At 70.9% G+C, this 14,703-nt stretch carries 11 protein-coding genes; 6 read left to right on the top strand and 5 right to left on the bottom strand.

The window, feature by feature from the left end; genetic code table 11:
- Positions 1-31: 31 nt before the first annotated feature.
- Both J2S43_RS15610 and glgC read right to left on the bottom strand, forming a co-directional pair.
- Positions 32-952: a DUF559 domain-containing protein gene (locus J2S43_RS15610; protein ID WP_306829802.1), complete on the bottom strand. Its 921-nt coding sequence runs from the start codon at positions 950-952 to the stop codon at positions 32-34.
- 789 nt (positions 953-1,741) lie between these two features.
- Positions 1,742-2,974 (bottom strand): glucose-1-phosphate adenylyltransferase, encoded by a 1,233-nt coding sequence (glgC, locus tag J2S43_RS15605; RefSeq protein WP_306829800.1) that lies wholly within the window; start codon positions 2,972-2,974, stop codon positions 1,742-1,744.
- A 68-nt stretch (positions 2,975-3,042) separates the two neighbouring features.
- Here glgC and glgA point away from each other — a divergent pair, with 68 nt between their 5' ends.
- Both glgA and J2S43_RS15595 read left to right on the top strand, forming a co-directional pair.
- On the top strand, positions 3,043-4,233 hold the full coding sequence (gene glgA, locus J2S43_RS15600) for a glycogen synthase (RefSeq protein WP_306829798.1): 1,191 nt from the start codon (positions 3,043-3,045) through the stop codon (positions 4,231-4,233).
- 32 nt (positions 4,234-4,265) lie between these two features.
- A complete protein-coding gene (locus tag J2S43_RS15595) occupies positions 4,266-5,147 on the top strand; it encodes a DUF5829 family protein (protein ID WP_306829796.1) in 882 nt (293 codons plus the stop codon).
- A gap of 175 nt (positions 5,148-5,322) precedes the next feature.
- Here J2S43_RS15595 and J2S43_RS15590 read toward each other — a convergent pair whose 3' ends face one another.
- Complete coding sequence (locus tag J2S43_RS15590) at positions 5,323-6,285, bottom strand: helix-turn-helix transcriptional regulator (RefSeq protein ID WP_306829795.1); 963 nt, start codon at positions 6,283-6,285, stop codon at positions 5,323-5,325.
- A 53-nt stretch (positions 6,286-6,338) separates the two neighbouring features.
- Here J2S43_RS15590 and J2S43_RS15585 point away from each other — a divergent pair, with 53 nt between their 5' ends.
- Positions 6,339-6,908: a dienelactone hydrolase family protein gene (locus tag J2S43_RS15585; RefSeq protein WP_306829793.1), complete on the top strand. Its 570-nt coding sequence runs from the start codon at positions 6,339-6,341 to the stop codon at positions 6,906-6,908.
- On the opposite strand, the gene J2S43_RS15580 is transcribed toward J2S43_RS15585, so the two are convergent.
- Positions 6,898-8,064 carry a PLL family lectin gene (locus J2S43_RS15580; protein ID WP_306829791.1) on the bottom strand — a complete coding sequence of 389 codons (1,167 nt, stop codon included), beginning with the start codon at positions 8,062-8,064 and terminating at the stop codon, positions 6,898-6,900. The two genes, J2S43_RS15585 and J2S43_RS15580, sit on opposite strands and share 11 nt — an antisense overlap.
- Positions 8,065-8,208: 144 nt before the next feature.
- On the opposite strand from J2S43_RS15580, the gene J2S43_RS15575 reads away from it, so the two are divergent.
- The 3 genes from J2S43_RS15575 to J2S43_RS15565 all read left to right on the top strand — a co-directional run bounded on the left by J2S43_RS15575 (position 8,209) and on the right by J2S43_RS15565 (position 13,567).
- Complete coding sequence (locus tag J2S43_RS15575) at positions 8,209-10,281, top strand: alpha-1,4-glucan--maltose-1-phosphate maltosyltransferase (protein WP_306829790.1); 2,073 nt, start codon at positions 8,209-8,211, stop codon at positions 10,279-10,281.
- 5 nt (positions 10,282-10,286) lie between these two features.
- Complete coding sequence (gene glgB / locus J2S43_RS15570) at positions 10,287-12,395, top strand: 1,4-alpha-glucan branching protein GlgB (protein WP_306839291.1); 2,109 nt, start codon at positions 10,287-10,289, stop codon at positions 12,393-12,395.
- A gap of 701 nt (positions 12,396-13,096) precedes the next feature.
- Positions 13,097-13,567, top strand: a complete 471-nt coding sequence (locus J2S43_RS15565; protein ID WP_306829788.1) for a DUF1877 family protein — start codon at positions 13,097-13,099, stop codon at positions 13,565-13,567.
- Here the strand turns inward: J2S43_RS15565 and J2S43_RS15560 are convergent.
- The gene (locus J2S43_RS15560) at positions 13,513-14,421 is read right to left on the bottom strand and encodes a serine/threonine-protein kinase (RefSeq protein ID WP_306829786.1); all 909 of its coding nucleotides are present in this window, start codon (positions 14,419-14,421) and stop codon (positions 13,513-13,515) included. The genes J2S43_RS15565 and J2S43_RS15560 overlap by 55 nt on opposite strands.
- Between the last annotated feature and the right edge of the window lie 282 nt (positions 14,422-14,703).

The following is a 14,703-nucleotide window of genomic DNA, read 5'->3' as shown; positions in this document are numbered from 1 at the left end:
CTGGGCCGGCGGATAGGGTACGCCGGCCCGGTCAGGACGTTCGCGTTCCGGCGTGGAGGGCCGTGGCCTTGACCATGGCCCTCCGTACGTCCGCGACGATCTTCTGTGGTCGTTTGAAGACGTCGTCGGCCGTGAACCGCAGCGCCGTCCACCCGGCGGCCTGGAAGCGGTTGAACCGCGCGATGTCATTCCGATACGTCGCCGGGTCGCGGTGGTGATCACCCTCGTACTCCAGCACGATCCGCAGCTCCGGGTAGGCGAGGTCGACACGCCCGATGAACCGTCCCTCGGGCGTCCGGACCTCGTGCTGCGCCACCGGCCGCGGCAGCCCGCCGTCCACGATGATCAGCCGCAGCCGGGTCTCCATCGGTGACGCCGAACCCGGCTCCGCGATCGCCAGCACCTCACGCATCCTTGAGACGCCGGGCCAGCCGGGGTGGCGGCTCGCCAGGGCGGCCACCCCCTCGACGGTGACCAGCCGCCGATGCAGCATCGCATCGACGGCGACGACCGCCGCGACCCGATCCGGACCCCGGCCCAGGTCGAAAGCGGTCCGATCGGGCGTGGTCAGCCGCACTCCGCCGAGCACCTCCACCTGACCCGGGGGCAGCTCCGCCCGCACGACCGACAGCCTCGGCTGCTCGCGTGGACGACGGTTGGCCGGCACGACGACAGTGACCGGGCTGCCGGATCGCAGTAGATCGACACCCCATAGATAGGCTGCGCTCAGCGCGCCGATCGCGGAGGCGGGCGGCGCGGCCAGCAGCGCGGCTTCGCACCACATGTGGTGATCGTCGGACCGGTAGACGGCGGCATCCACGTAGACGCCCTGGTAGAGCCGTTGCCAAGCGGGACCGCTGAGCTGTGCCGGCGTGACGAGGCCGGCAGCGACGGCATCCCGGCGCCGGAACGGAGCAGGTGGTAGCCGTCGGTGCGTCTCCGATCGTGTCACGCGACCAGGGTGCCCCATGCCGACCCCCACCCGCAGCCCGCAGGCGCCACCACGCCCGATCAGCCCTGAGTGATCAATCAGTGGAGCAAAAGATAGGTCAACTTCGCTAGTTGACCTATCTTTTGCTCCACTGATTGATCACTCAGGCGTTGCGGGGGTCGGTACTTGCACTGGCGTGCCCGACTTAAGGCGAAATTTCGGGCGTGGAGTACCCGGTAGGCCTGACTGGCTTCCTTGCCTGTCGGCGTGCCACGGTCCCAGTGGTCAGGCAGGGAAAGGCCGATGCCCCTGTCCATGATGACCACGTCCGGGAGCGCGGCCACCTGGTAAAAATATACCGAAATTTCGTGCTCTGGCGGCTGCCTGCCACTTCGGATAGGTCCGCGACCAGCGCGGGCTCGATGACGCCGATGCCGCCGGCGTGACGGCCAGTCATCTGTCGATCTGGCTGTCGCTGCGGTCGCGCTCGTTGCGGCTGTGGCCGTGGGGGTGTTGTGTGGACGCGCAGTTTCGGGTTGGCGGTGTCAGGTGATCTGGCGCATCAGGGTGGGGATGTCGGGGGCTACCCATTCCTCGGCGATCAGGTGGCCCTCGATGCGGTAGATCTCGATGCTGGTGAACTCGATTCGGCGCTGGTGGGAGGGCTTGCTGGCGGGACCGGCGGTTCAGCCCGGCGGCGGTGTGCGGGAGGGATGTGGGCTGGGACGGGAACGCCGGGCCGTCCAGCGCCCGGACCGCGAAGCGCCCCGGGGCGGTGGACGCGCCCGGCGCGTACCGCTGAATGGTGGTTTATCGCTCGATTCTCTGGTTTTTGCCGATCACCACGATGCCGTTGTCGGAGACCGTGAAGCGCTGCCGGTCGCGTTCGATGTCGACGCCGATCTCGGCGCCCTCGGGGATGCGGACGTTCTTGTCGATGATGGCGTTGCGGACCACGGCGTGCCGGCCGACGTCGACGCCGTCGAGCAGGACCGAACCGCTGACGTTGGCCCAGGAGTGGACGCGGACGCCGGGGGAGAGGATCGAGTTCTCGACCATCGAGCCGGAGACGACGACGCCGGGGGAGATCATCGAGCCGACGGCACGGCCGATGCGTTCCTCCCAGCCGTGCACGAACTTCGCCGGCGGGTAGGGCGCGTGGTCGGTCAGGATCGGCCACTTCATGTTGTACAGGTTGAAGATCGGGTGGATCGCGATGAGGTCCATGTTGGCCTCGTAGTACGAGTCGAGCGTGCCCACGTCCCGCCAGTACGCACGGTCGCGCTCGGTCGATCCGGGGATCACGTTGTCGCGGAAGTCGTAGACGTTCGCGGTGCCGCGCGCGACGAAACTCGGGATGATGTTGCCGCCCATGTCGTGCTTGCTGGACAGGTCCATCCCGTCCGCGGTCACGGCCTCGCAGAGCGCCTTCGTGGTGAACACGTAGTTGCCCATCGACGCGTAGATCTCGTCGGGGGCGTCCGGCAGGCCGATCGCGTCCGTGGGCTTCTCCCGGAACGCGGAGATGCGCCGGCCGCTCTCGTCGACCTCGATCACACCGAACTGGTCCGCCATCGACAGCGGCTGGCGGATGCCGGCCACGGTCACGTCCGCGCCGGAGTCGATGTGGTCCTGCATCATCTGCTGCGGATCCATCCGGTAGATGTGGTCCGCACCGAAGACGATGACGTAGTCGGGGTTCTCGTCGTTGATCAGGTTCAGGCTCTGGTAGATCGCGTCGGCCGATCCGGCGAACCAGCGGGGGCCCAGCCGCTGCTGCGCCGGCACCGGCGTGACGTAGTTGCCCAGCAGGTTGGACATCCGCCAGGTCTGGGTGATGTGCCGGTCCAGCGAGTGCGACTTGTACTGGGTCAGCACGACGATCTTGAGGAAACCGGCGTTGGCGAGGTTCGACAGGACGAAGTCGATCAGCCGGTAGATGCCCCCGAAGGGGACGCCGGGTTTGGCACGGTCGGCGGTGAGCGGCATGAGCCGCTTGCCCTCACCTCCGGCCAGGACGATGGCGAGAACTTTGGGCGTCATGAAAGGACGTTATCCAGGCCAGGGCCGCTCCGCCAGCCGAGAACTGAATCTTTGATTAGGGTGCGATGGTGGGCACAGACAGGTTTAGAATCGACCTTCTCACGCGGGAGTTCCCGCCTGCCGTCTACGGCGGCGCCGGCGTGCACGTGGAATACCTCGCGGAGGCGCTGCGCGCGCTGACGCCGGTCCAGGTGCACTGCTTCGGCGCTCCCCGGGACACCGCAACCGCTTATGCCGATATCTCCGAACTGAAGGACGCGAATTCGGCACTCCAGGTGCTGGGCGTCGACCTCGCGATCGCGGCCGGCGTCGCCGGCACAGATCTCGTGCACAGCCACACATGGTACGCGAATATGGCCGGTCACCTGGCCAAACTCCTGCACGGCGTGCCGCACGTGGCGACCACGCACAGCCTGGAGCCGTTGCGCCCGTGGAAGGCCGAGCAGCTCGGCGGCGGTTACGCGCTGTCCTCCTGGGCGGAGCGCACCGCGCTGGAGGCGGCCGACGCGATCATCGCGGTCTCCGACGGCATGCGGCGCGACGTGCTGTCCGCCTATCCGGCGATCGACCCCGCGCGGGTACGGGTGGTGCACAACGGCATCGACACCGCGCAGTACGCGCCGGACCCCGCGACCGGCGTGCTGGAGCGGTTCGGCATCGCCACCGGCGTCCCGACGCTCACGTTCGTCGGCCGGATCACCCGGCAGAAGGGCCTGCCCTACCTGCTGCGCGCGGCCCGGCAGGTGGATCCGGCCGCGCAGCTGGTCTTCCTGGCCGGCGCGCCGGACACGCCGGAGATCGCGGCCGAGGTGTCCGCGCTCGTCGACGAGCTGCGCGCCACCCGGGACAACGTCGTCTGGATCCCGGAGATGGTCACCAAGCCGGAGGTCATCCAGGTCCTCACGCACACCACGGTCTTCGTCTGCCCGTCGATCTACGAGCCGATGGGCATCGTCAACCTGGAGGCGATGGCCTGCGAGACCGCGGTGGTCGCCACCGCGACCGGCGGCATCCCGGAGGTCGTCGAGGACGGCGTGACCGGCGTGCTGGTGCCGATCGAGCAGGTCACCGACGGCAGCGGCACGCCGGTCGACCCGGACCGGTTCGTCGGCGACCTGGCCACCGCGATCGACTCGCTGATCGCCGACCCGGACCGGGCGCGGCGGATGGGCGTGGCGGGCCGGCAGCGCGCGGTCGACCACTTCTCCTGGCCGGCGATCGCGGAGGCGACGATGGAGGTGTACCGCTCGGTCCTCTGATGTCGATCAATGAATCGGCCTAGGATCGGGGCATGACCACGCTACGGGGGACGTTGCGCAAGCTCATGGTGGTCGCGGTGGCGCTGGTCGTCACCGCGACCACGGCAGCCGCCGGCACCACCGGCCGCCAGCTGCTGTTCTACAACCACGCCTGGGGCACGATCGACGCGGCCACGGCCGACGCGATCGAGGACTCGGCCTACATTCGGGAGTTCGCCAACTTCCAGATCCGCACCGCGACCGGTGCCGGGGGGCAGACCTGGACCGGCCGCTACCTTCTCGGCCGGGAGACCTACCTCGAGTTGTTCGGCGAGGGCGACCTGCCGGGCCAGGACGGGCAGCTCGGCGCGGCCGGGCTCGGCGTCTCCACCGAGCGCGACGGCGACCTGGCCACGGTGGCGGGCCGGCTGACCGCGCCGATCGAGTTCACGCAGACCCGCGACTTCGGCGACGGCGTGCCGGTGCCGTGGTTCGACGCGATCTTCACCACGACGACGTACGACGCGTTCGGCGCCTGGGGCATGGAGTACCGGCCGGAGTACCTCGCGGACCCGCGCGCGAACGTGGAGCCGGCGTCGTTCCCGGGCGACGTGGGCCGCGAGCGCTACCTCTCCGACGACTACCGCACCCGGCTGGCCCGGGACATCACCGAGGTCCACCTCGGCGTCACGGCCGGTGATCTCGCCTCGACGCTGCCGCTGCTGCGGGCCGGCGGTTTCGTGGTGCGCGAGCTGCCCGGCGGCGCGGTCGTCAACCGCGGCGGCACCACGCTGCGCTTCGACGCGGTGCCCCGGGCGGACGCGGGCCTGCGCGGCGTGGAGTTCGTGCTCAACCGGCCGGCGGCGCGGCACGTGGAGCAGATCGGCGCGTCGACGCTGACGGTGGGGGGCACGCGCGCGGTCTGGACGTTCTGACGGCCGGTCGAAAGCGAGATCAATCGCCGGATCGACACCATGTTCCCGCTTCCGGCGGGGTGCGGCCCGCATGCTCGGGGCGGGCACCGGTCGTCGCCGGCGCTCCTCCCTGCCGGAGAGTGGGCGGCCGAGCAGACCCCGCGTCAGCGGGACGGCGCGGACCCGGCCCACTTGATCATGTGCGGTAACGGGCCGCCGCCGCGTGGAGTTCGGCGGCGATCCGGTCCCGCAGGCTCGGCGGGCCGAGCACCTCGACGGTGGCGCCGAGGCCGAGCAGCGCGGTGAACGCCCACTCCGTGCTCTCGAACGGGACCGTCACCTCGAGCGGGTCCGATTCCGGGAGAACCGTGGGCAGCCGGTCGTGGCCGTGGACCGGGAGCGTCTCGCGGAGGCGGGGGAGCGCGTGCGCGTCGATCCGCAGCGTGACCTCGACCGCCGTCCGCTCCCGTTCCAGCTCTGACCGCGCGTCCGACCAGCACGCGGCGAGATCGAAGCCGGTCGGCCGGCGTACCGACGCGGGCAGCTCTTCCACGGACCGGATTCGGGACACCCGATACGTGCGCCGCGCGCCGTCCCGGAGCGCGACCAGATACCAGACGCCGGCCGCGAGCACGAGCCCGAGCGGGTCGACCTCCCGGGTCGCGGTGTCGCCGGACCGGACCGTGTAGACGATCCGGGCGCGCCGGTCGGACCAGACCGCGGCCGCCACCGCGGACAGGCACGGCACCGGCTCCGCCCGGCCGAAGAACCGCACCGGGTCGAGGTGGAACCGGGCCGCGGTCGCGATCGCACGATGACGGGCCTCGCCGGTCAGCCCGGCCCACACCTTCATCCGGGCGCCTTCGAGCAGGTCGCCGAGCCCGAGCTGTGCGGCCGGCCCGGCCAGGCCGAGGAATGCGAGCGCACCCGCCTCGTCCAGCCCCAGCCCGGTCAGCCGGGTGCGGTAGCCGCCGTCCAGCCGGTAGCCGCCGGCCGGGCCGCGCGTGGACCGGATCGGCACGCCGGACGCGACCAGCGCCTCCGCGTCGCGCTGCACCGTACGCTCGCTGACCTCCAGCACCCGGGCCAGTTCCGCGCCGGTGGCCTGGCCGCGGACCTGGAGGTGCAGCAGGAGTGACATCATCCGGGACGCGCGCACGCGAAACGCTATCCCGACATGCGTTGTCGGGAAAAGCGTGCAGGATGGTCCGCATGACTGAGATCGTGCTGTTCCACCATGTTCTGGGCCTGACCGACGGCGTGCGGGCGCTGGCCGCCCGCTTCGAGCAAGCCGGTCACACCGTGCACACGCCCGACCTGTTCGAGGGCCGTACGTTCGGCACCCTTGAGGAAGGGCTGGCGCACGCGCAGGAGATCGGCTTCTCCCGGGTCGTCGAGCGCGGCCGTGCCGCCGCGGACGCGTTGCCCGAGGACGTGGTCTACGCCGGCATCTCGCTCGGCGTGATGAGCGCACAGATGCTGGCACAGACCCGGCCGGGTGCCCGCGGCGCGCTGCTGCTGGAGGCCGCGGTCCCGCCCGGCGAGTTCGGCTCGTGGCCGGCGTCCGTGCCGGTGCAGGTCCACGGCATGGACAACGACCCGTCGTTCGCCGGGGAGGGCGACCTCGACGCGGCCCGCGACCTGGTCAAGGAGGCCGCGGACGGCGAGCTGTTCCTCTACCCCGGCAACGTGCACCTGTTCACCGACTCCAGCCTCCCGTCCTACGACGCAGCCGCGACCGCGCAGGTCGTCGAACGGGCATTGACGCTGCTCACCCGTTGAGGTTCGTCCAGCTCTCGACGGTGCCGGCCAGGTGGAAGCGCCACAGGTTCCCGGCGTCGTCGAGCTGGAACGCATCGAGGTCGGTGTCCGTCGTCGTCACCGCGCCCTCCTGGCCGAATCCGGGGACGAACGGCACCGGCCCGTAACCGGTCCAGACCCAGTCCTCGCTGGCGCTCCGCTGATTCGTCCACATCGTGTTGTCCGAGGCGCGGGCGAAGAGGACCTGGTGTCCGGACCGTTGGTACACGGCACCCAGCAGGCCGTTGGCCGGCCAGATCCCGGCCGGCATCGAGTCGGCCCGTTCCCAGGAGTGACCGGCGAAGACCCAGACGGTGCTGCCGTCCATCGCGAAGGCGTACGCATGCCCGCGCACGCCGGCCTCGGTAACGAGGCGGGCACCGGCACCCAGGTTGCCGTCGTTCAGGTAGGCGCCGGCCGGGACGCCGATGTCCGTCCAGGCCGGTCCGGTCGTGCTGAACGGCACGGTCCACAGCCGGCCGTCCACCACGACGTAGGCCTGAGCCCAGCTGGTGCCCTTCGTGGGTCCGAACATCTCGACCGCACCGACGACCGAGACGCCGCGGACCGTGGCACCGGCCGGCGCGCCGAGGCTGGTCCACGCCCAGGACGCGCCGCCCGGGGCGTTGACCCAGAGTGCACCGTCCTCGCCCCCGACGAAGAGGTAGGGGCTGTTGCCTCCGATCGTGACAGCGCAGGCCCGGGCCCAGTCGGTGGCGACACCGGGCGGCGGCGCGCCCAGACTGTTCCACTGCCATCCGCCACCCAGGACGCGCCAGAACATCCAGACGTCGCCGTCGGTGCCGAGCGCGTACGCGTACGGGCGGTGGTTCGCGTCCACGGCCGTGACGCCGAGCCCGGTGGTGAGCGACACGCCGGGCGGTGTGCCGGCGTCGCCCCAGCGCCGGTAGTCGTAGTCCTGCTGCCAGTTCAACCAGAGGTGACCGTCGGTGCCGATCGCGAAGATGAACGGGTAACGGTCGTCGACCGGCACCGCGCCGACGATCTGCCGGACCACCGGCGGGATCGGCGGGCTCGCCACCGAGGCTGCGGCGGGTGCGCCGGGCAGGGCCGCGAGCGAGGCGGTCGCGGCGCCGCCGAGCAGAAGCGTCCGCCGGGACAGGTTCGTGGGGGGCATGGGTTCCTCTCATGACCGAAGGACAACCCGCCCCATTAGTGGGTGTCGATCGTGGAAGTGGTGTCCGGCAACGGACCGCTATCGGAAGGTCGACGCTGATCTTCTCGGCGCGCGGAAAGGGCGCTCCTGGTCTAGGTTTGGGGGGTGACCGGACGGTTCTCCATCGAAGAGGTCGCCCCCACCGTGGACGGGGGACGCTATCCGGCGAAGGCGGTCGTCGGTGAGCTGATGCCGGTGACGGTGACGGCGTACCGGGAGGGCCACCACGCGCTCGGCGTGAACATCGTGTGGCAGGGCCCGGACGGCGCCGACCGCCCCTTCACGAGGATGCGGCCGCTCGGCGCCGGGCTGGACCGGTGGGAGGCGTTCGTCCGCCCGGACGCGCCGGGCGAGTGGTCGTTCCGGGTCGAGGCGTTCGACGATCCGTACCTCACCTGGCACAACGCGGTCACCAAGAAGCTCGAGGCCGGGCAGGGCCTCGCCGACCTCGCCAACGACCTGGCCGAGGGCGCGTCGCTGCTGTCCGAGGCCGCGCGGAGCCTGCCGCTGAACGCGGCCAGCCGCGCGGGCATCCAGCTCACCGACCGGGGCTACGCGTACGGCCAGGGCTCGGTGATCACCGAGGCCGGCGAGATCCCCGAGGCCGCGATGCCCACGCCCCGGGCCGAGCGGGCCCGGATCTTCGCGGCGGCCGAGGCGCTGCGCGACGAGGAGCTGACGCTCGAGGAGCGCACCACCCCGGCGCTGCAGCTGGAGGAACTGCTGTGGGACAAGCCGATCCGCCGCCTCACGACCACCTCCGAGGCGTACCGTGTCTGGGTCGATCGCCGTAAGGCGCTCTTCAGCTCGTGGTACGAGTTCTTCCCCCGGTCCGAGGGCGCGGTCCTGCCGAGCCGGTCGGGCACGTTCCAGACCGCGGCGAAGCGCCTGCCCGCGGTCGCGGAGATGGGCTTCGACGTGCTGTACCTGCCGCCGATCCACCCGATCGGCCGCACCTGGCGCAAGGGCCGCAACAACTCGCTGCTGGCGCGCGCGGAGGACGTCGGCTCGCCGTGGGCGATCGGCGCGGAGGAGGGCGGCCACGACGCCATCCACCCCGACCTGGGCACCGCGTCGGATTTCCGGGAGTTCGTCCAGGCCGCGAACGAGCTGGGTGTCGAGGTCGCGATGGACCTGGCGCTGCAGTGCTCGCCGGACCACCCGTGGGTCACCGAGCACCCGGAGTGGTTCACCCGCCGCGCGGACGGCACCATCGCGTACGCGGAGAACCCGCCGAAGAAGTACCAGGACATCTACCCGCTCAACTTCGACAACGACCCGGAGGGGATCCGCGCGGAGATGCTGCGGATCGTCCGGCACTGGATGGGCGAGGGGATCCGCGCGTTCCGGGTGGACAACCCGCACACGAAGCCGCTCGACTTCTGGCACTGGCTGATCGGCGAGGTCAAGAAGACCGATCCGGACGTGATCTTCCTGGCCGAGGCGTTCACCCGGCCGGCGATCATGCACGGGCTCGGCAAGATCGGCTTCACCCAGTCGTACACGTACTTCACCTGGCGGACCAGCGCCGAGGAGATGCGGGAGTACTGCGAGGAGCTGGTCGCGTCCGCGCACTACATGACGCCGAACTTCTGGCCGAACACGCCGGACATCCTGCACGAGTCGCTGCAACACGGCGGGCCGCCGATGTTCAAGATCCGAGCGGTGCTCGCGAGCATGCTGTCGCCGAGCTGGGGCCTCTACAGCGGCTTCGAGCTGTTCGAGCACGAGCCGCGGCCGGGCGCGGAGGAGTACCTCGACAACGAGAAGTTCGAGCTGCGGCCACGCGACTGGGAGCGGGCGGAGATCGAGGGCCGGTCGCTGAACGCGTTCCTGACCCGGCTGAACGAGATCCGGAAGCAGAACCCGGCGCTGCACTGGCTGCGGAACCTGCGATTCCATCACTCGGACAATCCGGACATTCTAGTCTGGTCCAAGAAGGATCCGGACTCGGCGAACACGATCCTGGTGGCCTGTTCGTTCGACTCGACCACCGTGCAGTGGGCGACCGTCGACCTGGACCTGCCGTCGCTGGGGCTGGACTGGGGAGACCGGATCAGGGTGCACGATCTGCTCAGCGGCGCCAACTACGTGTGGGGCGCGTCCGGCAACGCGGTCCGGCTGGACCCGATCTTCAACCCGGCCCACATCTTCACCGTCGAGCGGATCGGAGCGTGAGCGCCATGGACCGGGTGATCACCGGTAACGCCCACGACCCGCACGCGGTGCTGGGCGCGCACCCCGGCGCGGACGGAAGCACGGTGGTGCGCGTCCTCCGGCGGCACGCGACCGACATTTCGGTCATCACGCCCGATGGCACGAAATATCCGGCGAAGAAGGTGCACGCCGACGGCATCTTCGAGGCGATCATCACCGAGCCGATAGAGGACTACCGCCTCGACGTGGACGGCGAGGAGCAGGACGACCCCTACCGCTACCCGCCCACGCTCGGCGAACTCGACCTGCACCTGATCGCGGAGGGCCGCCACGAGCGCCTCTGGACCGTCCTCGGCGCGCAGTCCGGCGAGCACGGCACCGCGTTCGCGGTCTGGGCCCCGAACGCGCAGGGCGTGCGGATCGCCGGCGACTTCACCGGCTGGGACGCGCACGACGGCTGGCCGATGCGCTCGATGGGCAGCACCGGCGTCTGGGAGATCTTCGTCCCCGGCGTCCCCGAGGGCGCCCGCTACAAGTTCCGGATCCTCGGCGCGGACGGCCACTGGCGCGAGAAGGCCGACCCGCTGGCCCGGCACACGGAAATCCCCCCACGTACCGGCTCAGTGGTTTTTCAAAGCTCTTATGAGTGGAACGACGCGGAGTGGCTTTCTAAAAGAGCGCTCGCACAGCCGCACCGCGAACCCATGTCGGTCTACGAGGTGCACCTCGGCTCCTGGCGCCCCGGCCTCGGCTACCGCGAACTCGCGGACGAGCTGGTGGGCTACCTCGTCGAGACGGGCTTCACGCACGTCGAGTTCATGCCGGTCGCGGAGCACCCGTTCGGCGGCTCCTGGGGCTACCAGGTGACCGGCTACTACGCGCCCACCTCCCGCTTCGGCGACCCGGACGACCTGCGGCTGCTCATCGACGAGCTGCACCAGGCCGGCATCGGCGTGCTCGTCGACTGGGTGCCCGCGCACTTCCCGCGCGACGAGTGGGCGCTCGCCCGGTTCGACGGCACGCCGCTCTACGAGCACGGCGACTGGCGGCGCGGCGAGCACCCCGACTGGGGAACGTACGTCTTCGACTACGGCCGCCGCGAGGTCCGCAACTTCCTGGTCGCGAACGCGCTCTACTGGTTCGAGGAGTTCCACGTCGACGGCCTGCGCGTGGACGCGGTCGCCAGCATGCTCTACCTCGACTATTCGCGGAACCCCGGCGAGTGGCTGCCCAACGAGTACGGCGGCAACCAGAACCTGGACGCGATCGGCTTCCTCCAGGAGGTCAACGCGACGGTCGGCAAGCAGTACCCCGGCACGCTCATGATCGCGGAGGAGTCGACCGCGTTCCCCGGCGTCACCGCACCCACCGACCAGGGCGGCCTCGGCTTCGGCTTCAAGTGGAACATGGGCTGGATGCACGACACGCTCACGTACATCGGCAAGGACCCGGTCCACCGGCAATATCACCACCACCAGCTCACGTTCTCGCTGGTCTACGCGTGGTCGGAGAACTACGTGCTGCCGATCAGCCACGACGAGGTCGTGCACGGCAAAGGTTCGCTCGCGGGCAAGATGCCCGGCGACGACTGGCAGCGGATGGCGAACGCCCGCGCGCTGATGGCCTACATGTACGCGCACCCCGGCAAGAACCTGCTCTTCATGGGCGCGGAACTGGGCGACGACCGGGAATGGTCCGAGGAACGCGGCCTCGACTGGTTCCTGCTCCACGACCCGCGCCGGGCCGGCCTCAAACGCCTGCTCACCGACCTCAACAAGGTCTACCGCGGGCAGGCCGCGCTCTGGTCGCAGGACACCACGCCGGACGGGTTCCGCTGGATCGTCAACGACGACGTGCAGAACAACGCGGTGGCGTTCCTGCGGATCGCGCCGGACGGGACCACGCTCGCCTGCGTCGCCAACTTCTCCGGCGGCCCGCTCGACGACTACCGCATCGGCCTGCCCTACGCCGGCCGCTGGACCGAACTCGTCAACACGGACGCACACGTCTACGGCGGCTCCGGCGTCGGCAACCTCGGCGGCATCTACACCGACGACGTCCCCTGGCACGGCTACCCGGTCTCGGCCGCGCTCCGCGTCCCCCCGCTCGGCGTCCTCTGGCTGACACCCGCCTAAAGATCAAACCCATCCGCGGGTACGCGCGTCCCGCGTCCTCTCCCCGGGGGCGCTTCGCGGTCCGGGCGCTGGACGGCCCAGGGGCCGCGGCTTCTCGCCGTGGTCCCGCCCCAGCGCGCGCCCCGTTCCGCTGCCCCGCGCCGTTTTTCGCGGTGGTTTCGCCCTCGGCGTGCGGCTCGTCCCGCTGCTTGGTGCCGTTTTTGCGGTGGTTTCGCCCCCAGCGCGCATCCCGTTCCGCTGCTTCGTGCCGTTTTTCGCCGTGGGCCTGCCCTCGGCGTGCGTCTCGTCCCGCTGACCGGTCCGCACCCGCCGGGGGTCCAGCGGGCTCGGGGCGCGCGAGGGCGGGATCGAGGCCCGTGGTGGCTGCCGGGCGCGCCGCACCGAAATTTCGTGACATAGGGTGTGTCGCGTCGTGCGAATCGCGCAGACGCCAGGGACATCCGGCCTACCCGGGCCGTTCGTGCGTGGGTGCCGGGCGAAGGATCTATGAGTGATACGTGGGGGTAGATCGAACCGCCAGTGATCTACCCCCACGTATCACTCATAGATCGTCTCTGGCGAAGCGCCTCGATCATGTGGGCCTGCGGCCGCGCGTCGTCCCTGCTTACCCGCGATGTGTCATGGGTGGGGCGGGATCGACCGTATCGAGGACGGTCCGCGCACCGGAATCTTGTCGTACCTGTGTTCTAAGGTCTGCGGCCATGGGACTCTTTGGAGAGTGGATGCGGGCCGCGCCGGCCGACCTGAAACCGCTGCGCGGCGACCTCACCGCGGTCCGCAAGTTCATCGCCGACGGCGACGGGCCGCGCTCCGGCACCGAGGCCGACTGGGCCGGCATCGATTTCCTGCTGCGCCGCCGGGACTTCCCGGTCGACATCATCTTCGGCGAGGAGCCGTTCGCGGCACCGTCCGCCGAGGACAAGGAGTGGGACTCCGATCCACCCTGCTACCTCACGCCCGCGCAGGTGCGCACGGCCGCGGCCGTGCTGCGCGACCTGACCGCGGAGGAGTTCGTCCACGGCGTCACCGCGGCCGAGCTGCGCCGCGCCGGCCTGTACCACCTCTACACCCCGGCCGCGCTGCCCGCGCTCGCCGCCCGCCTCCCGGCGGTCCGCGACTACTTCACCCGCGCCGCCGCCTGCGGGGACGCCATCATCTGCTGGCTCTCATGACCGCCCTCCGCAACCTCGACCGTCTCATGCGTCCAGACACCCGCGTTCCCGCCGGCCCACGCCTCACCACGGGCCCGCCGCCCCTCCGGCGACTCCTCGGCGGCGGGTCGGTGCCTGTCCGGCGGCGTGTCGGCGGTGGCCTGCCGCTCGGTGGGCGACGCGTCGGCGGCGGGTCGCTGACTGTCTGGGGACGCCTCACCGCCGGCCCTCTGGCGCGCCGGCGACGCCGGGTCGCCGGCGCGGTTCGGTGACGGAATCGCGCTGGACGGCGCGACGTCTCTTCGCTGTGGCGCGGAAATCTGGCCCGGCGGTGCGGTGCCGGCCCGGCTCTGGGACGGAACCGCGCTGGTCGCCGTGCGGTCCGGCGACGCGATCTCGCCGGCCGGCGCGGAACCGGCCGGACTGGCGGAAGTCGGGTGCCCTGCGCGATCCGATGACGGCTCAACACCCCACGCGGCGGTGGCGGAGCCGGCGGGGGTTGACTCGGTGGTGGAGCCGGTGGTGGTGGAGTCGGCGGACGCCTGGCGGGCCGGTGGTCGGCCGAACATGGAGTCGTGCAGCCAGGTGAGGTCGTCGTGGTCCGGGAAGCGCTCGTGGGCGGCCTTGAGCAGCGCGCGGACCTTGCCGGCGCGGCGGGCACGTGTGAGGAGGCGCTGCAGGAGGTCGCCGCCCCGCATGTCGATCATGTTGATCCGAACGGCGGCGGCCAGGTCGAGGATGTCCTGCGCGGTCCGGCAGGCGTCCGCGAGGCAGTCGTCGAGCACCACGACCCGCAGTTCCGGCGGCAGGTCGGCGCGCTCGTCCGGGCGGTCCCGGCGTGGCTGCCGGCCGGAAACGTCTGGTGAGGGGATCATCGGTGCTGGTCCTTCCGGGCGTCACCCGACGCGTGTGCCGTCGATGGACGGCCAACGAGCGACACGCGGCACGGTATAGGCCGTCCCCACGCCGCCCGCCGCGCGGGTGGCGCGATCCCGCCGCGGGTGACTTCCGCGCAGGTCACGCCCCCGGTCGGCCGCCGGTGATCCGAAGGCGCCGCGCTCTCGCCGGAATCCATGTGCCGCGGCCGGAGCCGGGCCACGCGCGTGGCTGGCACGGCCCGGACGGGACGCGGGAGACGCCGGTGCCCGGCCACCTGC

The sequence above is a fragment of the Catenuloplanes nepalensis genome (assembly GCF_030811575.1).
Lineage (GTDB): Bacteria > Actinomycetota > Actinomycetes > Mycobacteriales > Micromonosporaceae > Catenuloplanes > Catenuloplanes nepalensis.
Note: the sequence above shows the minus strand (reverse complement) of the source record. Positions and strands in the feature narration are given on the sequence as shown.

Coding starts and splice junctions, on each gene's coding strand:
- glgC (WP_306829800.1), bottom strand. CDS start 2,974: ATGACGCCCAAAGTTCTCGCCATCGTCCTGGCCGGAGGTGAGGGCAAG.
- J2S43_RS15595 (WP_306829796.1), top strand. CDS start 4,266: ATGACCACGCTACGGGGGACGTTGCGCAAGCTCATGGTGGTCGCGGTG.
- J2S43_RS15585 (WP_306829793.1), top strand. CDS start 6,339: ATGACTGAGATCGTGCTGTTCCACCATGTTCTGGGCCTGACCGACGGC.
- J2S43_RS15580 (WP_306829791.1), bottom strand. CDS start 8,064: ATGCCCCCCACGAACCTGTCCCGGCGGACGCTTCTGCTCGGCGGCGCC.
- glgB (WP_306839291.1), top strand. CDS start 10,287: ATGGACCGGGTGATCACCGGTAACGCCCACGACCCGCACGCGGTGCTG.
- J2S43_RS15565 (WP_306829788.1), top strand. CDS start 13,097: ATGGGACTCTTTGGAGAGTGGATGCGGGCCGCGCCGGCCGACCTGAAA.
- J2S43_RS15560 (WP_306829786.1), bottom strand. CDS start 14,421: ATGATCCCCTCACCAGACGTTTCCGGCCGGCAGCCACGCCGGGACCGC.